We start from the raw sequence: 24,056 nt of genomic DNA on the forward strand, positions 1-24,056 counted from the left end.
ATGGACACACAGAACCGCATCTGCGGAAGTCGAGCAGTCGTCCGGTTCGGGCGGTAGCGTCCGGACATGGCGAAGAAGTCCGGCAAGAAGCGCAAGGACAAGATTTCCGACGACGTCTACGAGGCCGAGCTGTTCCGCCTCCAGTCCGAGCTGGTCAAGGTGCAGCTGTGGGCCAAGGAGACGGGCGCCCGGGTCGTCGTGATCTTCGAGGGTCGTGACGCCGCCGGCAAGGGCGGCACGATCAAGCGGATCTCCGAGTACCTCAGCCCTCGCGTCGTGCGCATCGCCGCGCTGCCGACGCCGACGGAGCGCGAGAAGACGCAGTGGTACTACCAGCGCTACGTCGCGCACCTGCCCGCAGCCGGCGAGGTCGTCCTGTTCGACCGCTCCTGGTACAACCGCGCCGGGGTCGAGCACGTCATGGGCTTCTGCACGCCGCAGGAGTACAGCCGGTTCATGCGGCAGACGCCCATCTTCGAGCAGATGCTCATCGAGGACGGCATCCTGCTGCGCAAGTACTGGTTCTCCGTCTCCGACCACGAGCAGCTCAAGCGCTTCCGGTCCCGGCTCAACGACCCGGTGCGGCAGTGGAAGCTGAGCCCGATGGACACCGCGTCCCTGAGCCGCTGGGAGGACTACTCCAAGGCGAAGGACGAGATGCTGGTGCACACCGACGTCCCGTCGAGCCCCTGGTTCATCGTGGAGTCGGACATCAAGAAGCACGCCCGGCTGAACATGATCAGCCACCTGCTCTCGACCATCCCGTACACCGACGTGCCGCGCGAGGAGGTGGTCCTGCCCGACCGCCCCGCGGCCTCCAACGGGTACGAGCGCCCGCCGCGCGAGCTGTCGACGTATGTCCCCGACCACGTCGCCGCCCTGATGGGCGACCCGGAGAAGCACCTCTGACGCCCAGGGCGAACCGGCGTTGCGTCCTGGTCGTTCACCTGCGACCTTGAGCGGCATGTCGGTGACCTCCACCAGCCCCGGGCCCAACCTGCGGGTGTCGCTGCCCGGGCTGCAGCCCTCCGTCAAGGACTTCCTCACCAACGAGGCCGGCAGCGCCGTCTACCTGCTGGCCGCCACGGTGATCGCCCTGGTCTGGGTCAACTCCCCGTTCGCCGACTCGTACGAGGCGCTGTGGAGCACGACGGCGGGGTTCCACCTCGGCACCTGGGGCATCGACCTCGACCTGCACCACTGGGTCAACGACGCGGCGATGGCGATCTTCTTCGCCGTCGTCGGCCTGGAGATCAGCCGCGAGGCCACCACGGGCGACCTGCGGGACAAGCGCACGGTCGCCGTCCCCGCGCTCGGCGCCCTCGGTGGACTGCTGGTCCCCGTGCTGATCTTCCTGGCGTTCAACGGTGGGACCGACGCCGCGCACGGGTGGGGCGTCGTGATGTCGACGGACACCGCGTTCCTCGTCGGGATCCTGGCCCTGTTCGGCCCCAAGTGCCCGGACCGCCTGCGGCTGTTCCTGCTCACGCTCGCGATCGTCGACGACATCGGCGCGATCACCGTGATGTCGATCTTCTACACCGACGAGGTCGACATGGCCGCGCTCGGTCTGGCGGGCGGGATCGTCGTCGGCATCCTCGTGCTGCGCTGGCTCAAGGTGTGGCAGCTGGCGCCCTACGTGGCCGCGGGCATCGCGCTGTGGTTCGCGGTGCAGGCGTCGGGCGTGCACGCGACGCTCGCCGGGGTGATCGTCGGCCTGCTCGTCCCGGCCCGCCCGCCCAGCCAGGACACCATCGACGAGGTCGCCGGCTACGGACGCAAGCTCATGGACGACGCCACCGCCGAGCGCGAGCACCTCGCCGAGCTGGCAGCCCGCGCCGCCGTGCCGACCAGCGACCGGCTGCAGCGCCTCCTGCACCCGTGGAGCGCGTTCGTCGTGGTGCCCCTGTTCGGCCTGGCGAACGCCGGCATCCAGCTCGACCTGGAGTCGCTGCAGGCCGCCGCCCAGTCGCGCCTGGCCATCGGCGTCACCGTCGCGCTCGTGGTCGGCAACGCCGTCGGCATCACCGGCGCCGCCACGCTCGCGCTGCGGCTCGGACTCGGTGAGCTGCCCGGCCGCGTGCGCTGGGGTCACCTGCTCGGCGGCGCCGTGCTGGCGGGCATCGGCTTCACGATCTCGCTGTTCATCGCCGAGCTCGCCTTCGACGACCCTCAGCTGCTGGAGGACGCCAAGATCGGGATCCTCGCCGGGTCGCTCACCGCCGCCGTCCTCGGCTCGGTCCTCCTGCGCTGGCTCGGCGAGAAGCTGCCGCTGTGCTCGCCGCTCAGCGACGCCCCGCCCCCGCTGCCGCCGCTCCCCTGGCGAGCGCCCACCGGCGCGGGCTGACCGGCACCGGTCCGGCAGGCGCCGTGCGCGCCTGCCGGACCGCGGTTCCCTCAGCCGTCCCCGTCACCGCCCTCCTCGGTCGGGGTGGGCTCGGGCGGCGCGTCAGCGAGCGCGTCGACCAGGGCGACCTGGAAGGCGGCGACCGTCGCGGCGTCGACCGTGCCCGTGACCGGGACGCCGAGGTCGCCCTGCAGCGCACCGACGGCCGCCGTGAGCTCGTCGGTCCAGAGCCCGTCGACCGGACCGTCCCAGTACCCCGCCAGCACCAGCGTCTGCTGGAGGGCGGCGGTCGCGGCCACCGACGCCTGGGCGGCCTCGGCACCCTTCGCGGACAGCGTGGCCTCGAGCGCCGCGGCCGTCGCCTTGTCCACCGTCCCGGTCTCCGGCAGCCCGCTGTCCTTCTGCAGCGCCTGGACGGCGGCGACCGTCTGCGGCCCGTAGACGCCGTCGACCGGGCCGGGGGCATACCCGGCGTCGGTCAGCGCCTGCTGCAGAGCGGCCGTGTAGGTGCTCAGCGTCACGCTCGCCTCCGCCTGGCGCTCGTCGGACAGGCACCCGGAGTCGGCGAAGAGCCGGAGCCACGCCATCTCGAGCGCGACCGCGGCGGAGTTGAACTGCTCCGACGCCTGGACCAGCGGCGTCTCGGCGGTGATCCCCGAGGTCGCCGAGGCGAACTCGTCCTCGGCCTGCTGCACGCGCGCCACGGTCGCGGGCGGGACGGTCGGCGCGGGGCTCGGCTCGGCGGCAGGCGGCTCCGGAGGCTCGAGTCCCTGCTCGGCCGCCTGCGCCTCGGCGAGCGCCTGCTGGGCCTCGGCGAGCTCCTCCTGGGCGACCACGACCGCGTCGCGCGCCTCGACCGCGGCCTCGCCCGCGTCCACGGCGTCCTGCGCGGGGTCCGCCAGGTCCGCACCGGCGGTCTGGACGTCGCCGACGGTGACCGTCGTCTCGTTCAGCACGTCCCCGTACCGGTCGAGCGCCGTGATGTAGGACGAGCTCGCGTCGCAGAACGTCGTCCCTGCAGCTGCCGCGTCGTCGGCGGCCTCGGCCAGCGCACGCTCCTTGTCGGTCACCTGCGACTCGGCCAGGCTCACGGCCGACGGCGGTGTGCCGTCGCCGCCTGGAGAACCGCCGGTGCACCCGGTCAGGGCCAGCAGGGCTGCCCCGACGACCACCGGACCGCCGACCCGCAGGCTGATCACTCGACGATGTCCCGACCGTGCAGGGTCAACGCCCAGACGACGAAGACGTCGAGCGCGATGATGATGACGCCCCACACCGGGTAGTACGGCAGCCAGACGAAGTTCAGCACGATGCTGAGGCAGGCGACGATCACCCCGACGGTCCTCGCCCAGACGGCGCCGGTCAGCACGAAGAAGCCGGCGACGGCGACGAGAAGGCCGACCAGGACGTGGATCCAGCCCCAGGTGGTCACGTCGAACTCGAACACCCACTCGGCGCCGACCACGTAGAACGTGTCGTTGAAGACGGCCACGAAGCCCTGCAGCGCGTGCAGGACACCGATGACGATCAGCATGGTCGCCGCGAAGACCGTCATGCCGACGGCAAGGCTGCTGCGTTGTTCAGTCACGATCGAGTTCCTTCCGGAACGGTAGGGCGGATGGGATCGGTGAACGGGGTGGTGCGGACGGGCACTGCGCCTTCCTGCGGATCATTGCGGACAAACCCGGCGCAGGGCCAGCATCTCTGCACGTCCGGGCGACGGCGCCCCGCGCCAGCCACCCCGCCGCCGGCCCGTCACGTCCTGCTCATCCGGCCGTAGCCGTTTCGGAACATGGGTACGCCACGATCCGGCGTGTCCGAGTCAGACCGAGGGAAAGCGTGGCCCCGCCCGTGCTCAAGAAGTCCCGTTCCGCCGCCTCCGCCACCTGCACGCTCACGTTCTTCCTGCCGACCACCGCGCTCGACGGCGCAGTCAGCGTGGTTGGCACGTTCAACGGCTGGACCCCGGGGCTGCACCCGCTGCGCCGACGCTCGAACGGGACGGCGAGCACCTCGGTGACGGTCCCGGTGGGCGAGACCGTCAGGTTCCGCTACCTCGGCGAGCGGGGTCGCTGGTTCGACGACGCCGACGCCGACGAGATCACCGCGGACGGCTCCGTCGTGCACGCCTGAGGTCAGAACCTCTCGACCGCGAGCCCGGCCCGCCGCCCCACGGCGGAGCCGAGCGCGATCCCGGCGAGCACCCCGAGCGAGATCGCGACCATCGTGGTCCCGGCGGCGACGACCGTGTCCAGCGCCTGGGCGTCGTCGCCGAGGATCGAGGTCACCCCGACCAGACCGAGCGCACCGGGCACCAGGAGCCAGAACCCCGGCAGGAACCCGACGAGCGCGGGCGGACCCGTGGGGCGGGTGGCGGCGAACATGGCGACCGGGGTCATGAGGAGCGCCCCGACGAACGCGGAGACCACGCCACCGAAGAACAGCCCGCCCACCACCTGACCGGCGTACGCGACGACGAGCACGAGCAGGATCCACGGCAGCGCGGCCCGCCGGGCGCAGTTGTGGAAGACGACGCCGGTGCCGTAGACGAACACCCCGATCCACGGTCCGGCCCAGCCGAGCGAGTGGGACGACCCCGTGCCCAGCTGCGCTGCGGGCACCCCGACGAGCGCCGCGGCGCCCGTGATGCCCAGCGCGAGCAGGACGAGCTGCATGACGCCCGACGCCAGGCGTGCGGACCCCGCGATCATCTGCCGGGTGGCCAGGTCGATCGCCGCCGTGGTGAGCAGGGCGCCCGGCAGGAACGTGACCAGGGGCGCGACCAGCGGGGCGAGCATGCCGACGTCGATGCCGGTGCGCGACAGCAGGAACACCGCACCGGAGACGACGAACGCGCAGCTCAGCACCACCAGCGCCTGGTACGCGGCCGGCAGGCGCGCCGTGGCGACCTGCAGACAGGCGATCACGGCACCGAGCACGGCGGCCACGAGGACGTCGACCAGGCTGCCGCCGAGGATCATGGCCAGGCCCGCGGAGACGGCGACGTACCCGAGCACCCGGGCCGGTCCGCCATAGAGCGGCGGCGCGGCGACGGCCGCCTCGATCCGCTCGGCGCCCTCGACGGGCCCGACCCGGCCGGCCTCGGCGTCGTCGGCGACCCCGAGCACGTCCTGCACCTGGTGCAGGCGCAGCGCCCGCCAGCCCGCCGAGGACGCGGCCGTCTGGGTCGCCGTGCGACCGGGCACGGAGACCAGCAGCGCGGTGGGCAGCGCGATGACCTCGACGTCCGGTTCGCCGTTGATGGCGGCGACGCGCTCCAGGGTGCGGGTCACCTGCACCACCGGGGCGCTGGAGTCGATCATCGCCTCGCCGAGCACCATGAGGAACCGGACCGTCTCCACCGTGTCGGACGGCCCGTCCCCGGGGAGGGCGACGGCGTGGGCGTCGTCCAGCACGCCGATCTCCGTCGTCGTCGCCGCGGGCTCGAGCGCGGCCGAGGCGACCGTCCCGGACGGACGCTGCGCGCGGGCCCGCCGCACGAGCACCACCAGGGCGGCGGTCGCGACGACGAGGACCAGCAGCGCGGTGACGATCGCGCCGAACGGGATCGTGGAGGTCGTCACGGCCGGGTCCCGGGTGAACGGCACCTCGACCACGACCGTCTGGGTGGGCACCGGTTCCGGCGACGGAGGCTCCGGCGTGACCGTCACCGTGGGCACCGGCTCGGCCGGTGTCTGCGTCGGGGTGACGGTGACGGTGGTGTCGGGCGTCGGCGCGGGCTCCGGCGCGGGCGTCGTCACCGTCGGCTCCGGGACGGTCTCGGTGGGCTCGGGCGTGACCCCGGTCGTGGTGACCTCGGGGTCCGGCACGACGGTCGGCCAGGTCACGAGGCGAGGAAGGCGGCGTAGCGGTCGAGGATCAGCGGCCAGTCGGTGAACTTCGACCGGACGTGTGCGTTCCCCTCGTCCCAGCCGCCGTGCTCGAGCTCGACCCGGGTCCCGCCCTCGTCGAGCGGCACGAAGTGCACCGACAGGCGGCTGGGGTGCTCGGGGTCCTGCCCGAGCGTCGAGGTGTGCACGACGAGCGCCCCGCGGGCGATCGCCAGCACGCGGCCCCACTCGACCTCGCCGAGGGTGGCGTCCACGAGGTAGACGCGCCCGCCGACGCGCGGCTCGATCCCGGCCCCGCGGAAGCCGGCCGGGTCGGGCGTGTAGTCGGGGGGCCACCACCGGCCGATCTGGTCCACCCACGCGTCGAACGCCTCGACCGGGGTGGCCGCGACGACGAGCTGGTGACGGATGGGCTCCATCAGGCCACCGGGTCGTCGTCGCCGTACGCACCCAGGCGCAGGGTGCGGGCGTCGGTCGCGAGGACCTGCGGCAGCACGGCGAGCAGCGACTCCACGGTATCCGTGCCTGCGCGCACGAACCGGCCCGACCACGCGTCGAGCTCGCCGTCGCCGAACGCCCGGACCAGCTCGGCGACCGCCTCGACCGGTGTCCACTCCGTCCGGCCGTCGTGCATCGCCATCGAGGTCGTCATCGCGGTCTCGACGTGCCCGGGCGCGAGGTCCAGCACCCGGATGCCCCGGTCGTGGTACTGCGCGTGCAGCTGGGTGGTGAACCGGGCGAGCGCGCCCTTGCTGACGGCGTAGCCGGTGTAGGCGGTCATGGCCCGGTGCCCTGCGCCGGAGTTCATGTTCAGCACCCGGCCCTCACCACGCGCGAGCATCCCGGGCAGCACCGCGTGCGTGACCAGCAGCGGACCGCGGACGTTGGCCTCGATCACGCGCCAGGAGTCCTCGACGTCGTCCTCGGCGAACGGCACCTCGGCCCGCTCGATGACGCCGGCGTTGTTCACCAGGAGCCCGATCCCGCCGAGCTCGACCTCGACGCGGGCCACGGCGTCCAGCACGGCCGTCGCGTCGACGAGGTCCGCCGCGGCGACGCACACGCCCGCACCGATCTCCTCGGCCACCGCGTCCAGGTGCGCCCGCGTCCGCCCGACCAGCCCGACCGTGTACCCGGCCCGTGCCAGACCGAGCGCGATCCCGCGGCCGATGCCCCGCCCGGCGCCGGTGACCAGCGCCGTCCTCATGCGACGGCCTCCACGGCCTCGCGGAGCCGCTCCAGCGTGACCTTCCCGTGGAACCTCGTCCCGTTGACGAAGATCGTCGGTGTCCCCCGCACACCCGCCTCGATGCCCGCCGAGTAGTCCTCGGACACCGCCGGGGCGTGCACCTGCGCGTCGTCGCCCGCGACGGTCGCCGGGTCGACGCCCACCGCCACCGCGGCCGCCCGCAGACCGGGCTCGGCCAGGCGGTCCTGGTGGCTCATCAGCTCCTCGTGCATCTCCCAGAACCTGCCCTGGGTACCGGCCGCCTCGGCGGCCAGCGCCGCGGACAGCGCGTACGGGTGGACCTCGAACAGGGGGAAGTGCCGCCAGACCAGCCGGACCTGCCCGTCGGAGGTGTCGACGAGCTCACGCAGCGCCGGCGCCGCCGCACGGCAGTAGGGGCACTCGAGGTCACCGAACTCCAGGACGGTGACGGGGGCGTCGGGGCGGCCGTAGACGTGCCGCTCGGCGAGGGGGTCGGTCATGCGTCGAGGATGCCAGGCTCAGCGCCGGCGCGGCCGCAGGGGCGGGCTGGCGGTGCCGGCGCCCGCCGCGATCCCGCCGACGAGCTCCCGCACGGTGTCGATGCCGGACCGGGTGGGGCGCCAATCGAGCTCCCGCTCGGCGCGGGAGGTGTCGAGGAGCGGCGCCGAGAGCGCCATGTCCAGCCACCCCGGCCCGACCGGGACCGCACGGGCGTGCCAGCCGACCGTGACGGCCGCGCGGGCCTGCGCCGGCGGCACCTCGAGCAGCCGCCCCCGGGAGACCACGTCGGCCAGGTCCTGCCCCCGCAGCACGTCGGGGGCGGCCACGTTGAACGGGCCGCGCACGCGTCGCACCACGGCCTCGCGGAACGCCTCGGCGACGTCGTCGGCGTGCACCACCTGCAGGCGCAGGCCCTGCGGCCACGGCAGCACCGAGAGGTACCCGTCGACCGCCCGCTTCGGCACCCACGGGCCGAGGAAGTAGCGCGAGATCTCGTGCCCCGCGGACCGCTGGAACACGAGCGCCGGTCGCAGCCGGGCGATCACGAGGTCCGGGTTCGCGTCCTCGGTCTCGTCGAGGACGCGCTCGACGGACGCCTTGTCCACGCTGTACGACGACGACCGCACCCCGTCGGTCGCCCAGCCCTCACCTCGCGGGACGTCGTCCGGGGCGGGCGAGTACGCGCCGACGCTGGAGGCGACCACGACGTGCGGCACGCCCGCCCGACGCGCGGCGTCCAGGACGCGGCGGGTGCCCGCGACGTTGACGTCGTGCAGCCGGCGGCGGTCGTGGCTCGGCTGGATCGCCCACGCGAGCTGGACCACCGCGTCGGCGCCCGCGAACGCCGCCGTCAGGGTGTCGACGGCGCCCGGGTCGGTGACGTCGCACCCGACCCAGGACGCCACGCTGTACGGAGCGGGAGGGGTGCCGGGGGGCACCCGGCGGGCGACGCCCACCACCGAGGTGACCGTGCCGTCGTCGACCAACCGCCGCAGCAGGGCGGTCCCGACGTTCCCGCTGGCACCGACCACCACGACCCTCATGCGCGCTCCCTGTCCACGACGCCCACGCTCGCACCAGTTGGCGGTCCCCGCATCCCTGGTCGGTACGCCGTCGCCTCCTACGCGCAGAGGACGGCGTCGACCGCCTCGTTGATCCGCTCCCAGGCCGCCTCGGGGTCGGCCATGGCCGCCGGGAGCGCCGTGACCGCGAGGGTCACCGACCGGCCGTCGGGGCCGACGCCGCCACCGGTCTCGTACCCCGGGATGCTGCCGCCGTGGCCCCAGGCGACGCCTCCGCAGCTCAGCGGCGTGCTGAACAGGCCGAGCCCGTACCGCAACCCGTGCAGGTCCGGCGACGTCTCGACGGTCGTCTGCATCTCGGCGAGCAGCGCGGGCGGCAGGAGGTCGCCGTCGAGCAGTGCGACGAAGAACGCGTCGAGGTCGCTCGGCGTCGACACGATGTCGCCCGCACCCCACGCCCAGCCCGGGTCCAGCACCGTGATGTCCCGCAGCTCGGCCCCGGGCTCCGTCGCGTGGTACCCGAGCGGGTGACGCTCGCGCAGCTCTTCCTCGCCGCGGTCCGGGACGTAGGTGTCCCGCAGGCGCAGCGGCTCGATGACGCGGTCGGTGACCACCTCGGCCAGCGGACGACCGGTGACCTTCTGCACGATCAGGCCGGCGATCACGTAGTTGGTGTTGCTGTACGACCAGGCCGACCCGGGCGGCGTGCCCGGCTGCGCCAGGGCCAGGTCGAGCAGCTCGTGCGGCTCGACGTACTGGTGACGGGTGGCGAAGAAGTCCGGGTCGATCACCGCGGTGTAGTTGGGCACGCCGCTGGTGTGCTGGAGCACCTGCCGGACCGTGATGAGCGTGCCGTCCACGCCGTCGCCGTGGACCAGCCCGGGCAGGTAGGTCTCGATCGGGGCGTCGAGGTCGACCGCACCCTCGTCGACCAGCTGCAGGAGCGTGACGGCGACGAACGTCTTGGTGTTGCTGCCGATGCGGACCTGGCCGTCGACGGGCACGCGGGCGCCGGTCCCCAGGTCGCCGACCCCGGCGGTGTAGTCCCGGCTGCGGCCGCGCGCGTCCTGGTACGTCGCCAGCGCCGCGGGGAAGCCCACGTCCTGGACCAGTCCGTCGAGCTCGCGCTGCACCACGTCCCGGGACCCGCGGCCCTCGGAGTAGGCCGGGGTGCCGGTCAGCACGGCACCGGCCACGACGCTGCACGCGGCGGCGATGATGACGGCCTTGCGGGTCTTGCTCTGTCGATTCGTCATGGCCCCAGCGTGCTGTCGTGCGACGCCCGGCCACCAGGGAGGACTCCCCCGAGCGACGGTGGGGTTGACCCCCGTACGCGCTCGTCAGAACAGCAGGTGCTCGCGCGGCCGGCCCTTGGCCTCGTGCCCGAGCAGGAACCGCTTGCGGTCCAGCCCCGCGGCGAAGCCCGTCAGCGCCCCGTCCGCGCCGATCACGCGGTGGCACGGCACGACGATCGCGATCCGGTTGCGCCCGTTGGCCGCCCCGACCGCGCGCGACGACGTCCGCGGGTCGAGCCCGATCTCCGCGGCGAGCTCGCCGTACGACCGGGTCTGCCCGAACGGGATCCGCAGCAGCCCCTCCCACACGCGCCGCTGGAAGGAGGTGCCGACGAGGTGCAGCGGCAGGTCGAACTCGGTGCGCGTGCCGGCGAAGTACTCGTCGAGCTGCGTCCGCACGTCGTCGAACTCGTCGTCGGCGCGCTCGCCGAACGGGCCCTGCACCGACTCGTACTTCGAGCTCTGCAGCAGCAGCGCCGAGAGCCCCCCGTCGTGCGAGACGAGCGTGACGGGACCCAGCGGTGACGGCACCACCGTGTGCACCACGCGCACGTCCTCGAGCAACCTCACGTCCTGGACGGTCATGGCCGTCATCATTCCCCTGCCCTCTGACACTCGACTGCATCGCCCGCCCGTCGGGCGCTCCTGGGAAGAAGACGCGCGGCGGACGGGCGACGTGAGGTGCGGGTTCAGTCGGTGCTGCGCAGCAGGGTCCGGACGCCGACGGCCAGCCCGACGACCGCCGTGAGCACGGCTGCGAGCCAGCCCGCCGCCACGGCACCGCTGGTCAGGTCGCCGGCGAACAGCGCCCGCTCGGCCTCGACCACCCACCGCAGCGGGTCGAACGCGGACGCCACCTTCATCCACTGCGGGCCGGTCTCCAGCGGCAGGAGCATCCCGGACAGGATGAGCAGCGGGAACAGCACGGTCTGCTGGACCACCCAGAACATCCACTCCTGCTTGCGGACCGCGATCGCCAGCGCGTAGCTCAGCGAGCCCAGCCCGACGCCGAGCACCGCGAGCATGGCCAGGCCGAGCACGGCCCCGACCGGGTCGGCGCGGAACCCGAACGGCAGCATCACCAGCACCACGATGACCGCCTGCGCGACGAGCGGGACGATCTCCTTGAGCGAGCGCCCGACCAGCTGCGACGACCGCGACAGCGGCGTGACCAGCAGCCGCTCGTGCGCCCCGGTCTGCATCTCGAACTGCAGGTTGGACCCGGTGGTCGACGTGCCGAACAGCGTGGTCATCACGAGGATCGCCGGCACGAACCACTGCCAGACCTCCGCCCCGGAGAACCCGCCGGCCGCCCCGACGGAGCCGGCGAGCAGCGGGCCGAACAGGCCGAGGAAGACCAGCGGCTGGATCAGGCCGAACACGACCGAGAAGGGCTCGCGAACCACCGGCCGGAGCTCGCGGGACATGACGAGACCGACGTCCGAGAACCAGGAGCGGCGGACGGGGGTGACGGTGCGGGCGGGGCCGTCGACGGTGACGGTGCTCATGCTGCGGTCTCCTCGGTCGGGATGTCGGTGACGCGCGACCCCTCGTCGCGCAGTCTGCGGCCGGTGAGGGCCAGGAACACGTCGTCGAGCGTCGGACGCACGGCGAGCGCCTCGAGCAGGGGTGTCCCGGTGGCGGAGGCCGCGAGGACCAGCTCCGGGACCGCGGCGCCGGCATCGGCCACGCGCGCGTCGACCCGGTCGCCGGTGACCGTCACGTCCCGGGCGCCGCGCAGGGACCCGACGATCGACGCGACCTGCCCGGCCGTCCCCGGGACCGCCACCGTGAGCACGACGCGGTCGCCGGCGAGCGTGCGCTTGAGCCCGTCCGCGGTGTCGTCGGCGATGACCTGCCCGTGGTCCACCACGACGACGCGCTCGGCCATGGTGTCGGCCTCGTCCAGGTAGTGGGTCGTGAGCACGATCGTCATGTCGTGCTCGGCGCGCAGCCGCGCGATGTGCTCCCACAGGTTGGCGCGGTTGTGCGGGTCGAGGCCGGTGGTCGGCTCGTCCAGGAACAGGAGCCGCGGCGCGTGCACCAGACCGAGCGCGACGTCCAGCCGCCGCCGCTGCCCGCCGGACAGGTCCGACACCTTGCGTCGGGCGAGGGCGGTGAGGTCGAGGGCGTCGAGGAGCTCACCGGTCCGGCGCCGCGCCGAGATGCGGTCGAGCCCGTAGACCTGGCCCTGCATCGTCAGCTCGTCGGCCGCGCGCTGCTGGTGCCCGGCGCCGTTGCCCTGACCGACGTAGCCGATGTGCCGCCGCACGGTCGCGGGGTCCGCCACGACGTCCACCCCGGCGACCGTCGCGGTGCCGGACGTGGGCCGGACCAGGGTGGTGAGCATCCGCATCGTGGTCGACTTGCCGGCGCCGTTGGGGCCGAGCACGGCGACCAGCTCGCCAGGTGCGATATCGAGGTCGATGCCGCGCACCGCGTGCACGGTCTCGGTGCTGCTCACCACGAAGTCCTTGGTGAGTCCTCGGGTCTGGATCATGGTTCTCCTGGGTTCGGACGGATGGTCGAGTGGGTACAGCAGCAAGCCTGACGGTCGTAGCGGTCAGGTTCTGTCCTCTACTGCATGCCATCCTGGCGACATGTCCACGCCGTCCTCCCGACTCCTCTCCCTGCTCTCGCTGCTGCAGGCCCGCCGCGACTGGCCGGGCGAGGCCCTGGCCGACCGGCTCGGCGTCAGCCCCCGCACAGTCCGCCGCGACGTCGACCGGCTGCGCGAGCTGGGCTACCCCGTGCACGCGAGCAAGGGCCCGGACGGCGGGTACCGGCTCGACGCCGGCACCCAGATGCCACCCCTCCTGCTCGACGACGAGCAGGCCGTCGCCCTCGTCGTCGCCCTGCAGACCGCGTCCACCGGGGTGGCGGGCGTCGACGAGGCCGCCGTGCGCGCGCTCGCGACGCTCCGCCAGGTCATGCCCGCGCGGCTCCGCGCCGCGGCCGACGCGCTGCAGGTCACCGCAGTCGCACGCGGTGGCGGCTCGCGCCCGCAGGTGGACCAGCACGTGCTCCTGGCGGCCGGCGCCGCGGTACGCGCGCACGAGGTGCTCCGGTTCGACTACGAGGGCGGCAGCGACACCGCGCTCCCCCGCCGGGCCGAGGCACACCACCTGGTCACCTGGGGCGGCCGCTGGTACCTCGTCGGCTACGACCTGGACCGCGCCGACTGGCGCACCTACCGCGTCGACCGGATGACCCCGAAGACCGGCTCCGGTCCCCGCTTCGCGCCCCGCCCGCTGCCGGCGACCGACGTCGCCGCGTTCGTCGCCGAGCGCTTCAGCACCGTCAACCCGTGGCCCTGCCGCGGCGAGGCCGAGGTCGACATGGCCGCCACCGAGGTCGCGCAGTGGGCCGGCCGCGACGCGCTCGTCGAGCCCCTCGGCGACGGCCGCTGCCGCGCCACGCTGAGCGCCTGGTCGTGGGACGGGGTCGCCGCACGGTTCGCGATGTTCGGTGTCCCGCTGCGCGTCGTCGGCCCGCCCGAGCTCGCCGACGCGATGCACCGCCTGGCCGGCCGGCTGACGGCAGCCGTCCCCGCCTAGCTCTCCACGGCCGGGTGGCGGGGGTCGTCCACGTGCACCACGACGTCCGCGACCTGCGCCGGAGCCGTCTCCTCGTCGTAGCGGGCGAACGCCGGGAGCGTCCAGCGGTCCTCCTGCGACGTCCGCCGGGCGAGGGTCGACGGGCGCACGGTGAGGTGCACGGTCAGGTCGGCGTCGAGCCAGCGCCCCAGCAGGAGGCTCCCGTCCAGGACCAGGACGGCCCGCTCGGGCGCGTCCTCGTACGCCGCGCGCGTCGCCCGGTCGGCGGCCGGGTCCCACAGCGTCGGCAGGAAGCGTCCTCGGGCGACGAACGGGTCCAGGACCTCTCGGCCGAGGGCGCCGACGTCGAGCCGGTCCTCGAGGTAGGCGTCCGGATCGTGCCGGCCGTGCTCGAACCGCACGGACGCGGGCCTCAGGAAGTCGTCGGCGCGCACGCGCACCACGGGCCTGCCGAGCGCACGCAGCGGGTCGACCAGGGCGTCGGCGAGATCGCCGGGCCGTGTCGCCGGCGCTCCGTCGACGAGCACGCGCACCCTGCCGTCGCGCGCGGCCACGAGCTCCACCAGCCGGTCGACGAGCAGCTCCGGCGTGACCGGCTGGATCAGGGCTGCCGCCCGTCGCCGTGGTCCTCCGCGGACTGCTCGCGCTCGTCGATCACGTCCTGCCCCGGTCCGGAGAAGTGCCGTGACCGCTCCAGGGCCTCGATGCTGCCGGTGAAGAGCCGGGCGTCCTGCCCGCCGGTGCTGATGGTCTGCGTGTCGTCCGGCGACCACGCGCCCGGCACCGGCAGGACGGGCGTGGGCGCGGAGTCCGGACGTGCGGCGGCGCGGCGTCCCGTGGCCGGCGTCGGGGCCGTGCCCTCCCACCGGGTCTTCGGCAGGCTCTGCGGCGCCTCGCGCTGCAGCCAGCCGACCAGCCCCTCGCGGACGTAGCACCGCAGGTCGAACAGGGTGGGGGCGTCGACGGCGCTGGCCAGCGCGCGGATGCGGACCATCCCGCCGACCGCGTCCGTGACCTGCAGGATGCCGACACGGCGGTCCCACAGGTCCGTGGCCTGAAGCAGCCGGGTCAGCTCGGTGCGCAGCGCCTCGACCGGGACCTCCCAGTCGAGGTCCAGCTCGACGGTGCCCAGCAGGTCGGCCGCGCGACGGGTCCAGTTCTCGAACGGCGTCGTCGTGAAGTACGTGGACGGCAGGATCAGGCGGCGGTCGTCCCACACGTGCACGACGACGTACGTGAGGGTGATCTCCTCGATGCGTCCCCACTCGTCGGCCACGACGACGACGTCGTCCACCCGGATCGCGTCGGTGAACGCCAGCTGCAGCCCGGCGAACACGTTGGCCAGCGAGCTCTGCGCGGCCAGGCCGGCGACGATGGAGATGAGGCCCGCGGAGGCCAGCAGGCTGGCGCCGAGCGTCCGGGCCGACGGGAACGTCAGCAGGATGGCCGCGATCGCGCAGAGCACCAGGATCGCGACGGTGATGCGGCGCAGCACCTGGACCTGCGTGCGCACGCGCCGGGCGTGCCGGTTGTCGGCGACGTCGATCCGGTACCGCTGCAGGGCCGCGTCCTCGAGCACGAACGCGAGGCTGCCGATGAGCCAGGCGACGGTGATGATGAGCGCGATCAGCAGGACGTGCTCGACGGTCCGGGTCCAGCCCGCGGGGTCGGTGCTCAGGCGCAGCGCGATCCAGACGGCGACCACCAGCAGGACCGCGCGCATCGGCTTGCGCGAGCGGCGGGTGAGGTCGGCGGCGACGGCCGACCGGCGCGCCAGGCGTCGGACCAGGACGGCGAGGAGGGTCGCGGCGAGATAGGCGACGACGACCGCGGCCAGGAGCGAGACCGTCGGGACGACGAAGCCCTGGACGCCGTCGGCCACCGCCGGGTCCACGGCGCCGGGGAGCAGGTGGGGGCGCACGAGCCTCAGCGTAGGCAGTGCCGGACGTAGGTGCGCCCCGTCCCCTGTTCTCGGGGACGGGGCGCCACGGAGAGGCGTCTCGCCGGCACGAGGCTTGGCGCACTCCCTGAACCCTCACGGGCGGCCCGGCTCTCGCCGTGACCCTCGGCAACATGGCCCGACTTGCGACCGGCTGGTCGCCCCGGGACCCCGGTTCGATCAGCTAGGACAGTTCTAGCACCGCCACGCGGGGGGCGCACCTTTTCCATGGGATTGCCTCGACTTGGCAAAGCGTCCAGGACGGCCGGCGGGCCTGCGACCCCCTGTCGGCCGCTACCGTCGGAGCCGTGAGCGCCACCCTCGTCCTGCACCGGCCGTTCGACCCGGCACCCGCGCTCCACTCGCTCGTCGTGCACGCCGTGCCCGGTGTGGAGACCGTGGACGGCGACACCGTCCGGCGCGCCGTGCGCCTGCGCAGCGGGCCGGCGCTCGTCGAGGCGACCCTGGAGCCGGACCACATCACGGTGCGCTCGACGGCCGGGTCGGAGAACGAGCTCGCCTCCCTGGCCGGCTCGTGGTTCGGGCTCGAGGACGACCTGGGGACCGTGCTCGACCTGTTCGGCGACGACGAGATCCTCGGCCCGCTCGTCCGCGCCCGCCCTCGGCTGCGGATCCTCGGCCACCCGGACGGGTTCGAGGCGGCCGTCAGCACGGTGCTCGGGCAGCAGGTCTCGCTCGCCGCCGCCCGGACGTTCGGCGGCCGGCTCGCCGCCGCCTACGGCACGCCGGGACCCGGCGGGCTGACGCTGTACCCCACGCCGGAGCGCCTCGCCGCGGTCGACCCGGTGGAGCTGCAGGACGTCGTCCGGATCACCCACGCCCGCGCCCGGACCGTGCACGCCCTCGCGCGCGCCTGCGCCGACGGGCTGTCCTTGGCGGCCGGGGGCGAGGACGTGCGGCGCCGGCTCCTCGCCCTGCCCGGGATCGGTCCCTGGACCGTCGACTACCTGGCGCTGCGCGTGCTCGGCGACCGCGACGCGATGCCCGTGGGGGACCTCGTGCTGCGCCGGGCGCTCGACCTCCGGACCGTCGCCGACGTCACCCGGCTGGCCGAGCGGTGGCGGCCGTTGCGCGCGTTCGCGGCGGTGCACCTGTGGACCTCGCGGGCGTCGGCGCTCTGAGCAGGCCGAACGCGGTCCGGTGACGACGGGGTCACGATTCGGTGCCGCCCGTGCCGCTGCCGTCACAGTTGAGTCACAGGCAGCCCGCGGCAGCGTCACCGGTCCTACGGTCACCGCCATGAAGCCGACGACGAGCCGCCCCGCACCGACCGTCCGCGCCCGCGCCACCCGACTGGTGGTCGCAGGCGTCATCGCCCTCGCCGCGACACTGAGCGCCTGCAGCGCCGGTGGGAGCTCCGACAGCGGCCAGAGCGCCGCCGACACGCAGTACGAGGGCGGCACCGACGACGGTGCCGTCGGGGCCGACGAGGGGGGCGCCGAGCCCGGCGTCGGCGCCCAGGAGGACGCCGGCGGCTCGGTCGTGCCGGCGGCCGGGACGGTCGACGGGAACCGGCAGGTCGTCCAGACCGGGGACGTCGCGATGTCGGCGGAGGACCCGCGGGTCGCCGCGGACGCCGTCGTGCGCCTCACCGAGGAGGCCGACGGCCGTGTCGACGACCGCGCCGAGCAGGCCGCCACGGACACCGAGGTCGGCACCGCCACGCTGACCCTCCGGCTCCCCGTGGCCGCCGTGACCCCGACGCTCGTCGCGATGCGCGAGCTCGGCGACGTGGAGAAGGTGGACCTGGCCAGCAAGGACGTGACCGGCGTCGCGCAGGACCTGGACGCCCGCATCCACGCCATGGAGCTGTCGGTCGACCGCATGACCAACCTGCTGGCCACCGCCACGACGCACGACGAGATCATCGTCGCGGAGAACGCCCTCACCGAGCGCGAGGCCGGTCTGGAGCAGCTGCGCTCGCAGCGGGCGGCGATCGCCCAGCAGGTGGCGCTGTCCACGATCCACGTCGCGATCGTCGGCCCGGACCTCCCGCCCTACGTCGCGCCGCCGGCGCCCGTGGAGCCGCCGACCGGTCCGCAGTCGTTCGTCGAGGGGCTCGTGACGGGCTGGGAGTCCCTGGTCGGCGTCGTCTCGGGGATCGCCATCGTCCTCGGGGTGCTGCTGCCCTGGATCGCCTTCGGCGGTGCGCTCGCGGCCCTCGTCGTGGCCGCGGTGCGCTGGTCCCGGCGCTGGCGCGGCCCGGCGACCGTGCGGCCGGTCGCTGCGGGCGTCGGCACCGTCTTCGACCCGCCGGCCGGCCCCCCGGCCGCGCCGCCGGTGGACCCGGACCAGCACCAGCCGCGCTGAGGCTCGGTCTCAGTCGGTCGACGCCGCCCGCCGGACGGCGTCGACCGACCGGGCCACGTCCTCGGCGTCCGTCGACCAGTTGCTGACCGACACCCGCAGGACGTCGCGGCCCTGCCAGCGCGACCCCGACATCCAGGTCACGCCGTCCGCCAGCACCCGGGCCGTGACCGCACGGGTGCGCTCGTCGGAGCCGAACGCGACGCAGACCTGCGTGAACACGACGTCGTTGACGACCTGCGCGCCCTCGATCCCGGCGATCCCGTCCGCGATCGCCCGGGCGTTCGCCACCAGGGAGTCGACCAGGTCCTCGACGCCGCTGCGCCCGAGCGACCTCAGGACCGCCCAGACGGGCACCCCGCGAGCGCGCCGGGACAGCTCTGGCACCTTCTCCAGCGGGTCGCCGGCCCCGCTGAACGTCGCGAAGTACTCGGCGCGCATGCCGAGCGCGCGCCTTAGCGGTTCGGGGTGCGCGACGATCGCCAGCCCGCAGTCGTACGGCACGTTCAGCGTCTTGTGCGCGTCGGTGGCCCACGAGTCGGCGCGCTCGTAGCCGGCGACGAGGCTCCGCAGCCGCGGTGACGCCGCCGCCCAGAGCCCGAAGGCGCCGTCGACGTGGACCCACGCCCCGTGCCGGTGCGCGAGGTCGGTGGCGTCGCCCAGCGGGTCGAACGCGCCGGAGTGCAGGTTGCCCGCCTGCAGGCAGACGATCGTCGGTCCGTCGCCGTCGGCCAGCGCGCGCTCGAGGTCGTCGACGACGAGCCGGCCCTGCGCGTCGACGGCCACCGCCGTCGGTGTCCCGAGGCCGAGGTACCGCAGTGCCAGATCGAGGGTCTCGTGCCGTTCCGCGCCGACCAGCACCCGCACGCGCGGACCACCGGCGAGCCCGTCGCGGGCGACGTCCCAGCCCGCGCCGGCGAGGAGGTGCTGGCGGGCCGCCGCGAGGCCGGTGAAGTTGGCCATGGTCGCGCCGGTGACGAACCCGACGTCGGCACCGGGCGGGAGCCCGAGCAGGTCGAGCGCCCACGCCGCCGCCGCGTCCTCGACCGCGACGACCCCGGGGCTCGACCGGCGCATCGCGGCGTTCTGGTCCCACGCGCTCGTCAGCCAGTCCGCCGCGAGCGCCGCCGGGTGCGTCCCGCCGATGACCCAGCCGAAGAACCGGCCGGACGGCATCCCCATCAGCCCTGGCTCGGTCCCGGCGGCGAGCTCGTCGACCACCGTCTCGGGCGCGGTCGGCCCGTCGGGCAGGGGCCCGCCGAGCACCGCCGCGAGGGCGTCGGGGTGTGCGCGGGGGTGCACCGGGCGCTCGGCCAGGGACGTCAGCCACTCCCGCGCGTGGTGCGCCGCGCGGTCGAGCGCCGGGGCGAACGCCGGCCACCGTGCCGTCATGGCGTCCAGAGTGCCACCGTCGGCCCACGCGGGGGCTCCGGTTTCACCCGGTCGATTCGTCCGGCGTGTCGCCCCGACCGCATGTTTGCGGGGGCCGGGTCACCCGGACGGTCGCTTCCCGGCGGGCGGGTGGTCACTACCGTCGGAAGGTCTCTGAGCCGCCGGCCGGGGCGGAGGAGGTGGCGTGAGCACCACGGGCAAGGACCCGCAGTGGCGGGACGCCGAGCGCTTCGCCGAGCGGCACGCCCGGACCGTCCTCGCGCGCACCGACGTCCGGGTCACCGGCCCAGGGTCCGCCATCGAGCTGGACCTCGTGGGCATCGACTTCGCCGGGCGGGTCGAGCACCGCCGCAGCCCCGTCGGTCGCACCGACCTCGAGGACCTGCGCGTGGCGGCCGGCTCGTTCGTCGCGGTCTTCTACTCGCGCTCCGGGTTCACCAAGACCGCGCTCCTGTGGGCGGAGGAGCACCACATCGCGCTCTTCGGCTACACCGACACGGGCTACGCCAGCCCGGCCAACCCGTGCGCGGCCGAGCTGGTGCACCGCGCGGAGGTGGAGTCCGAGCAGCACGTGCGGACGGCGACCGAGCTGGTCTCCCGCCGGGCGAACGCCGCGCGCCAGGAGGCTGAGCGACGGGAGCGCGAGGCGCTGGCGCTCGAGCTGCGCGCGGAGGACGAGGCCCGTCGCGCGGCCGAGCGGCGGCGCGTCCGGCGCGAGCGCTCGGAGCGGGTGCTCGGGCGGACGGTCGCCCTGCTGCTGCAGATCCAGGTGGAGCCCGGCGTCCTGGCCGCGACGGTCGACCGGCTCGCCCACTCGACCATCGTGGCGGCCGTCACTGACTCCGCGGACCGGCTCTCAATGGGCGACCGCCCGCACGCGGTGGCGCTGCTGCGCTCGATGGTGGACGACGCCGCCGCCGTGCTCGAGGTGCTCACACCGCCGTCGGCACGCGACACGGCGAACTACCGGACGTCACGTGCGGCGATCGAGCGCGGCCTCGACGCCCTCGACGCGGCCGACGGCCTCGGGACCGCGGGCCACGTCGCGCCCGAGGACGTCGCGACCCAGCTGCGGGTCGCCGAGCAGTCCTGGCGCGCGCTCGTCGGCGAGCTGACCAAGGCGCTTCCCGCCCCTGTGCTCACGGACGTCCCGGTGCCCCGACGGGCTCGCCACCTGACCTCGTCGACCGCCGTGCGGCCGGATCGCGGACCCGCCGGGGTATCACCGCGTGGCGGCGCCCACTCCTGATCGTCGTGGTGGAGCTCCGCGGCACGGCACGGCGGCCAGGCTCTCCCCTGCCCGCTCCCGCACCCCGGGCGGCGCCGGGCATCGTCGGGCGCGACGCCGAGCTGCACCGCGTCGAGGTGTTCGCCGAGGACGCCGGCCGTGGCGCTCGGGGCCGCTCGCTCGTCCTGGTGGGCGAGGCGGGCATCGGCAAGACGACGCTGTGGGACCACGGGGTCGCCCGGTCCCGGGCCGCCGGTGCGCGGGTGCTCGTGGCGCGGCCCAGCGAGGAGGACCGCGACAACCCCGCTCAGGGCCTGCACGACCTGTTCGACCGGCTGCCCGCGGCCGCCGACCTGGCGATCGACCTGCCGGTGGTCGAGCGTTCCCGGTGGCTGCTGGACCAGCTGCGCACCCTCGCCGCACACGGTCCCGTCGTCATCGCGGTCGACGACCTGCCCTCGCTGGACGACATCACGCGGAGCGCCCTGCGCTTCGCGCTGCGCCGCCTCGGCGAGGAACCGGTCGCCCTGCTGGCGACCGCCCGGACCTGGAGCCCGGCGGAACTCGCCGTCTCGGCGCACGGGCTGCACGGCGACGTGGAGCGGCTCGACCTGGCCGGGCTCGAACGCCTGAGCCTGCGACGCATCGTGAGCGCCGCGGTGCCGACGCTGAGCCTGCCGGAGCTCGCGCAGGTGGGCGACCTGGCGCACGGCAACCCGTTCTTCGCGCTCGAGCTGGCCCGGGCCCACCGGCTGGGGACCGGAGTGCCTCCTGACGACTCCCCCCTCGCGGTCCTGGGTCGCCGGGTCGGGCGGCTGCCGGCGGACACCTTGTCCCTCGTGCGCCTGCTCGCCCTGGCGGGGCCGTCCCCGCTGCGGGTCCTCGCCGCGGCCGCCGGCCTCGGGAGCGTCGACGACGCCGTCCGGCCGGGACTCGACGCGGACGTCGTGACGCTGGAGGACGACTTCGGGCTGCGGTTCACGCATCCCCTGATCTCGACCGCGGTGCTCGCGGGGATGCACGCCCTCGACCGCCGTGCCCTGCACGCGGCACTGGCGCGCACCGTCGAGGATCCCGACGCCCGCGCGGTGCACCTGGCCCGCGCCGTCGACGGGACGGATGCCGACGCCGCCGACGAGATCGAGGCGGCCGCCCGCCGGCTCGCGCGGCGGGGTGCGCCCCGGCTCGCGGCCGACCTGCTCGGGGACAGCGCGCGGCTGACCCCGCCCGCCGACGTGGGCGCCTCGGTCCGGCGCACCCTCGCCCGGATGATGCAGAGCGCGACGGCCGGGGACCTGCCGACGGCGCTGCGCCTGGCGGACGGCATGCTGGAGCAGCTCGACCCGGGGGCGCTGAGGGCCTCCGTCGTCACGGGACGGGTGGTGCTGGACTTCACGGACGCGGAGACCGTCCTGCGCAGGGCACTGGCGGAGGTGCCGGACGACGGGTCGGTCGCGCACGCGAGCCTGCGCGGCCGGGTGCTCGGGCTGCTCGGGTGGCTCCTCGGCGTCCACCTCGGCCGCCTCGACGAGGGCCTGGCCTGCGCCCGCGCCGCGCTCGACTCGGGCCGGGCGCTGGGCGACGCGGTGCTGGTGGCCCAGGCGGCGTCCGCGGTGTCCACCACGTCCTTGCTGCTCGGCCGACGGGCTGACGGCCTGATCCAGGAGGCCGTGGAGCGCGGGACCGAGGTGGTCCAGTCCCAGCTGGCGCTGTGGCCGCAGGTCCTGCAGGGGCGTCAGCAGCTCTGGGACGGCCACCTCGGCCGGGCGCGCACCAACCTCGAGACCATGCACCGCAGCGCGCTGAGCAACGGCGCGGAGTTCCAGCGGCCGTACCGGTTGTGCGACCTCGCGCAGGTGGCGATCTCGGCGGGCGACCTCGACCTCGCGGCGCAGCACGTCGAGGACGGGACCGAGGCGGCGCGGGACTGCGCCGACGACCGGGCGCTCGCCTGGCTCGCCTACCCCGCAGGGCTGCTCGCCGGACTCCGCGGGGACGCCGACGCCGCACGGACCCACGCGGACCGGCTGGACGCCTGGGCCGCGCGTGTGGGCGAGCGGCCGAGGCTCGCGATGGCGGGTCACGTCCGGGGCGTCGCGGCCGCCGCCGGGCGCGACTGGTCCGGCGCGCTGGACGAGCTGCTCGGTGCGCTGTCGGTGCTCGACGCGCTGGGCTACGCCCACCCGGGCGCGGTGCCCGTCCTGCCGCAGGCGGTCCACATGGCCTGCCTGGCCGGTGCGGTCGGGCGCGTCGAGGACCTGCAGCACCGGCTCCAGCAGCAGAGCGCCGGGCTGGGGTCCCCGTGGGCGGACGCCCAGGTGCTCGCGGCCACGGGGCAGCTGATGCTCCTGCGGGACCACCCGGAGGCCATCGACACGCTCGCCCGGGCGCACGACCGCCTGGCGGCCCTCGGGTACGGGATCGACGCCGCACGCACCGGGGCGTTCGTGCTGGCGGCGGCTCTGCGCGGCGGTCGGCGGCAGTCGGTCCGGGAGCTGGGCGAGCAGTGCCTGGCGACGCTCGTCGGCGCCGGTGTGCGGGGCTGGGACGTGCAGGTCCGCGAGTCCCTCGACCGCGTCCGGGGCGCGACGGACGACGACCTGACGCCGACCGAGAGCGCGATCGCCGGCCTGGTGGCCGACGGTCTGCGGAACCGGGAGATCGCCGTGCGGATGTTCGTCAGCGAGTCGACCGTCGAGGCGCACCTGACCCGGACCTACCGCAAGCTCGGGCTGCGCAACCGCGCCGAGCTGTCGCGCCGGGTGGAGCGGTCTGGGGTGTCCTCAGGGGTTTCCCCGCTGTAGGGCCGCACCCCTGCCGACCTACGTTCGGGTGGTCGGACCGAGAGCCGGTCCGCATCGCACAGCAGGGGGAACCATCATGACCATCCTCACCGACCTCGCCGAGGCGTTCGAGACCTACCCGAGGGACTTCCTGGACGTCCAGATCGTCCAGGTGGACCCGCCCGGGGCCGTCATCAACGCGGGCGAAGAGGTCCTGTTCCGCATCCAGGTGGCCAACTCGGGCCCGCTGGACGCGAACCAGCTGAGCCTGCTGGTCGAGGGGCTCAACGGCACCCTCGTCCGCAGCAACGGCGTCAACCCGCAGTTCCAGAGCTCGTTCACCATCTCGGGTGCCTTCTTCGGGGACGTCCCCGCCCACTCGGCGACGACCCCGCGGGTCTCGGCCGGCGACAAGTTCGCGTTCCGGCCGTCGACCAGCTCGACGAGCCCCCGCGACCTCGTGCGCGTCTCGGTGGCGGGGTACGACAGCAACCTGGACCACATGACCATCGGGCACAGCCGCGCCGACGCGGAGGCGAACGACGTCTACACCTCGACGGTCTCGCCCGCGTGAGCCTGCAGGCCCGCCGCGACCACCGTCGC

23 protein-coding genes are annotated in these 24,056 nt (G+C 74.5%); 9 read left to right on the forward strand and 14 right to left on the reverse strand.

What is annotated here, in order from left to right; all coding sequences use genetic code 11:
• Positions 1 to 66 precede the first annotated feature (66 nt).
• Positions 67 to 909: a polyphosphate kinase 2 gene (gene ppk2 / locus CXY01_RS11250; protein ID WP_146927509.1), complete on the forward strand. Its 843-nt coding sequence runs from the start codon at positions 67 to 69 to the stop codon at positions 907 to 909.
• 55 nt (positions 910 to 964) lie between these two features.
• Positions 965 to 2,347, forward strand: a complete 1,383-nt coding sequence (gene nhaA, locus CXY01_RS11255) for a Na+/H+ antiporter NhaA (RefSeq protein ID WP_146927510.1) — start codon at positions 965 to 967, stop codon at positions 2,345 to 2,347.
• Positions 2,348 to 2,397: 50 nt separating this feature from the next.
• Here the strand turns inward: nhaA and CXY01_RS11260 are convergent, their stop codons facing one another.
• Positions 2,398 to 3,546, reverse strand: a complete 1,149-nt coding sequence (locus CXY01_RS11260) for a peptidoglycan-binding domain-containing protein (protein ID WP_146927511.1) — start codon at positions 3,544 to 3,546, stop codon at positions 2,398 to 2,400.
• Positions 3,543 to 3,935: a DUF7144 family membrane protein gene (locus CXY01_RS11265; RefSeq protein ID WP_246125253.1), complete on the reverse strand. Its 393-nt coding sequence runs from the start codon at positions 3,933 to 3,935 to the stop codon at positions 3,543 to 3,545. The genes CXY01_RS11260 and CXY01_RS11265 overlap by 4 nt, the downstream gene beginning before the upstream one ends.
• 251 nt (positions 3,936 to 4,186) lie before the next feature.
• On the opposite strand from CXY01_RS11265, the gene CXY01_RS11270 reads away from it, so the two are divergent.
• Positions 4,187 to 4,480 carry an isoamylase early set domain-containing protein gene (locus CXY01_RS11270; RefSeq protein WP_246125254.1) on the forward strand — a complete coding sequence of 98 codons (294 nt, stop codon included), beginning with the start codon at positions 4,187 to 4,189 and terminating at the stop codon, positions 4,478 to 4,480.
• A 2-nt stretch (positions 4,481 to 4,482) separates the two neighbouring features.
• Here the strand turns inward: CXY01_RS11270 and CXY01_RS11275 are convergent, their stop codons facing one another.
• The 9 genes from CXY01_RS11275 to CXY01_RS11315 form a co-directional block, all read right to left on the reverse strand.
• Complete coding sequence (locus tag CXY01_RS11275) at positions 4,483 to 6,195, reverse strand: threonine/serine exporter family protein (protein ID WP_146927513.1); 1,713 nt, start codon at positions 6,193 to 6,195, stop codon at positions 4,483 to 4,485.
• A complete protein-coding gene (locus CXY01_RS11280) occupies positions 6,192 to 6,617 on the reverse strand; it encodes an SRPBCC domain-containing protein (RefSeq protein WP_146927514.1) in 426 nt (141 codons plus the stop codon). The genes CXY01_RS11275 and CXY01_RS11280 overlap by 4 nt, the downstream gene beginning before the upstream one ends.
• Positions 6,617 to 7,405 carry an SDR family NAD(P)-dependent oxidoreductase gene (locus tag CXY01_RS11285; RefSeq protein WP_146927515.1) on the reverse strand — a complete coding sequence of 263 codons (789 nt, stop codon included), beginning with the start codon at positions 7,403 to 7,405 and terminating at the stop codon, positions 6,617 to 6,619. The genes CXY01_RS11280 and CXY01_RS11285 overlap by 1 nt, the downstream gene beginning before the upstream one ends.
• Positions 7,402 to 7,908 carry a DsbA family protein gene (locus tag CXY01_RS11290; RefSeq protein ID WP_146927516.1) on the reverse strand — a complete coding sequence of 169 codons (507 nt, stop codon included), beginning with the start codon at positions 7,906 to 7,908 and terminating at the stop codon, positions 7,402 to 7,404. The genes CXY01_RS11285 and CXY01_RS11290 overlap by 4 nt, the downstream gene beginning before the upstream one ends.
• A gap of 18 nt (positions 7,909 to 7,926) precedes the next feature.
• Positions 7,927 to 8,952, reverse strand: coding sequence for an NAD-dependent epimerase/dehydratase family protein (locus CXY01_RS11295; RefSeq protein WP_146927517.1), 1,026 nt, complete (start codon positions 8,950 to 8,952; stop codon positions 7,927 to 7,929).
• Positions 8,953 to 9,029: 77 nt separating this feature from the next.
• Positions 9,030 to 10,187, reverse strand: coding sequence for a serine hydrolase domain-containing protein (locus CXY01_RS11300; protein ID WP_146927518.1), 1,158 nt, complete (start codon positions 10,185 to 10,187; stop codon positions 9,030 to 9,032).
• 84 nt (positions 10,188 to 10,271) lie between these two features.
• The gene (locus CXY01_RS11305; protein ID WP_146927519.1) at positions 10,272 to 10,811 is read right to left on the reverse strand and encodes a methylated-DNA--[protein]-cysteine S-methyltransferase; all 540 of its coding nucleotides are present in this window, start codon (positions 10,809 to 10,811) and stop codon (positions 10,272 to 10,274) included.
• Between the two features lie 104 nt (positions 10,812 to 10,915).
• Positions 10,916 to 11,734 carry an ABC transporter permease gene (locus tag CXY01_RS11310; protein WP_146927520.1) on the reverse strand — a complete coding sequence of 273 codons (819 nt, stop codon included), beginning with the start codon at positions 11,732 to 11,734 and terminating at the stop codon, positions 10,916 to 10,918.
• The gene (locus tag CXY01_RS11315; protein ID WP_146927521.1) at positions 11,731 to 12,726 is read right to left on the reverse strand and encodes an ATP-binding cassette domain-containing protein; all 996 of its coding nucleotides are present in this window, start codon (positions 12,724 to 12,726) and stop codon (positions 11,731 to 11,733) included. Before CXY01_RS11315 ends, CXY01_RS11310 begins: the two co-directional genes overlap by 4 nt.
• 100 nt (positions 12,727 to 12,826) lie before the next feature.
• On the opposite strand from CXY01_RS11315, the gene CXY01_RS11320 reads away from it, so the two are divergent.
• Positions 12,827 to 13,783 carry a helix-turn-helix transcriptional regulator gene (locus CXY01_RS11320; protein ID WP_146927522.1) on the forward strand — a complete coding sequence of 319 codons (957 nt, stop codon included), beginning with the start codon at positions 12,827 to 12,829 and terminating at the stop codon, positions 13,781 to 13,783.
• Here the strand turns inward: CXY01_RS11320 and CXY01_RS11325 are convergent.
• Together CXY01_RS11325 and CXY01_RS11330 are read right to left on the reverse strand one after the other, a co-directional pair.
• The gene (locus tag CXY01_RS11325) at positions 13,780 to 14,346 is read right to left on the reverse strand and encodes a nucleoside/nucleotide kinase family protein (RefSeq protein ID WP_246125255.1); all 567 of its coding nucleotides are present in this window, start codon (positions 14,344 to 14,346) and stop codon (positions 13,780 to 13,782) included. The genes CXY01_RS11320 and CXY01_RS11325 overlap by 4 nt on opposite strands.
• Before the next feature lie 38 nt (positions 14,347 to 14,384).
• A complete protein-coding gene (locus CXY01_RS11330) occupies positions 14,385 to 15,704 on the reverse strand; it encodes a mechanosensitive ion channel family protein (RefSeq protein ID WP_246125258.1) in 1,320 nt (439 codons plus the stop codon).
• Between the two features lie 326 nt (positions 15,705 to 16,030).
• On the opposite strand from CXY01_RS11330, the gene CXY01_RS11335 reads away from it, so the two are divergent.
• Together CXY01_RS11335 and CXY01_RS11340 are read left to right on the forward strand one after the other, a co-directional pair.
• On the forward strand, positions 16,031 to 16,864 hold the full coding sequence (locus CXY01_RS11335) for a DNA-3-methyladenine glycosylase family protein (protein WP_146927523.1): 834 nt from the start codon (positions 16,031 to 16,033) through the stop codon (positions 16,862 to 16,864).
• Between the two features lie 118 nt (positions 16,865 to 16,982).
• Complete coding sequence (locus tag CXY01_RS11340) at positions 16,983 to 18,053, forward strand: DUF4349 domain-containing protein (protein ID WP_146927524.1); 1,071 nt, start codon at positions 16,983 to 16,985, stop codon at positions 18,051 to 18,053.
• A gap of 9 nt (positions 18,054 to 18,062) precedes the next feature.
• On the opposite strand, the gene CXY01_RS11345 is transcribed toward CXY01_RS11340, so the two are convergent.
• Positions 18,063 to 19,442 (reverse strand): pyridoxal phosphate-dependent decarboxylase family protein, encoded by a 1,380-nt coding sequence (locus tag CXY01_RS11345; RefSeq protein ID WP_146927525.1) that lies wholly within the window; start codon positions 19,440 to 19,442, stop codon positions 18,063 to 18,065.
• A gap of 184 nt (positions 19,443 to 19,626) precedes the next feature.
• Between CXY01_RS11345 and CXY01_RS11350 the strand changes: the two genes are divergently transcribed.
• From CXY01_RS11350 to CXY01_RS11360, 3 genes are all read left to right on the forward strand, one after another.
• Positions 19,627 to 20,691: a hypothetical protein gene (locus tag CXY01_RS11350; protein ID WP_146927526.1), complete on the forward strand. Its 1,065-nt coding sequence runs from the start codon at positions 19,627 to 19,629 to the stop codon at positions 20,689 to 20,691.
• Between the two features lie 5 nt (positions 20,692 to 20,696).
• Positions 20,697 to 23,474, forward strand: a complete 2,778-nt coding sequence (locus CXY01_RS11355) for a LuxR C-terminal-related transcriptional regulator (RefSeq protein WP_146927527.1) — start codon at positions 20,697 to 20,699, stop codon at positions 23,472 to 23,474.
• A 76-nt stretch (positions 23,475 to 23,550) separates the two neighbouring features.
• Positions 23,551 to 24,027 (forward strand): hypothetical protein, encoded by a 477-nt coding sequence (locus tag CXY01_RS11360; protein ID WP_146927528.1) that lies wholly within the window; start codon positions 23,551 to 23,553, stop codon positions 24,025 to 24,027.
• Positions 24,028 to 24,056 lie beyond the last annotated feature (29 nt).

Source organism: Cellulomonas xylanilytica (genome assembly GCF_007989805.1).
GTDB classification, from domain to species: Bacteria; Actinomycetota; Actinomycetes; order Actinomycetales; family Cellulomonadaceae; genus Cellulomonas; species Cellulomonas xylanilytica.

Coding starts and splice junctions, on each gene's coding strand:
- CXY01_RS11285 (WP_146927515.1), bottom strand. CDS start 7,405: ATGAGGACGGCGCTGGTCACCGGCGCCGGGCGGGGCATCGGCCGCGGG.
- CXY01_RS11340 (WP_146927524.1), top strand. CDS start 16,983: ATGAAGCCGACGACGAGCCGCCCCGCACCGACCGTCCGCGCCCGCGCC.
- CXY01_RS11290 (WP_146927516.1), bottom strand. CDS start 7,908: ATGACCGACCCCCTCGCCGAGCGGCACGTCTACGGCCGCCCCGACGCC.
- ppk2 (WP_146927509.1), top strand. CDS start 67: ATGGCGAAGAAGTCCGGCAAGAAGCGCAAGGACAAGATTTCCGACGAC.
- CXY01_RS11305 (WP_146927519.1), bottom strand. CDS start 10,811: ATGACCGTCCAGGACGTGAGGTTGCTCGAGGACGTGCGCGTGGTGCAC.
- CXY01_RS11360 (WP_146927528.1), top strand. CDS start 23,551: ATGACCATCCTCACCGACCTCGCCGAGGCGTTCGAGACCTACCCGAGG.
- CXY01_RS11295 (WP_146927517.1), bottom strand. CDS start 8,952: ATGAGGGTCGTGGTGGTCGGTGCCAGCGGGAACGTCGGGACCGCCCTG.
- CXY01_RS11315 (WP_146927521.1), bottom strand. CDS start 12,726: ATGATCCAGACCCGAGGACTCACCAAGGACTTCGTGGTGAGCAGCACC.
- CXY01_RS11345 (WP_146927525.1), bottom strand. CDS start 19,442: ATGACGGCACGGTGGCCGGCGTTCGCCCCGGCGCTCGACCGCGCGGCG.
- CXY01_RS11310 (WP_146927520.1), bottom strand. CDS start 11,734: ATGAGCACCGTCACCGTCGACGGCCCCGCCCGCACCGTCACCCCCGTC.
- CXY01_RS11300 (WP_146927518.1), bottom strand. CDS start 10,187: ATGACGAATCGACAGAGCAAGACCCGCAAGGCCGTCATCATCGCCGCC.
- nhaA (WP_146927510.1), top strand. CDS start 965: ATGTCGGTGACCTCCACCAGCCCCGGGCCCAACCTGCGGGTGTCGCTG.
- CXY01_RS11320 (WP_146927522.1), top strand. CDS start 12,827: ATGTCCACGCCGTCCTCCCGACTCCTCTCCCTGCTCTCGCTGCTGCAG.
- CXY01_RS11280 (WP_146927514.1), bottom strand. CDS start 6,617: ATGGAGCCCATCCGTCACCAGCTCGTCGTCGCGGCCACCCCGGTCGAG.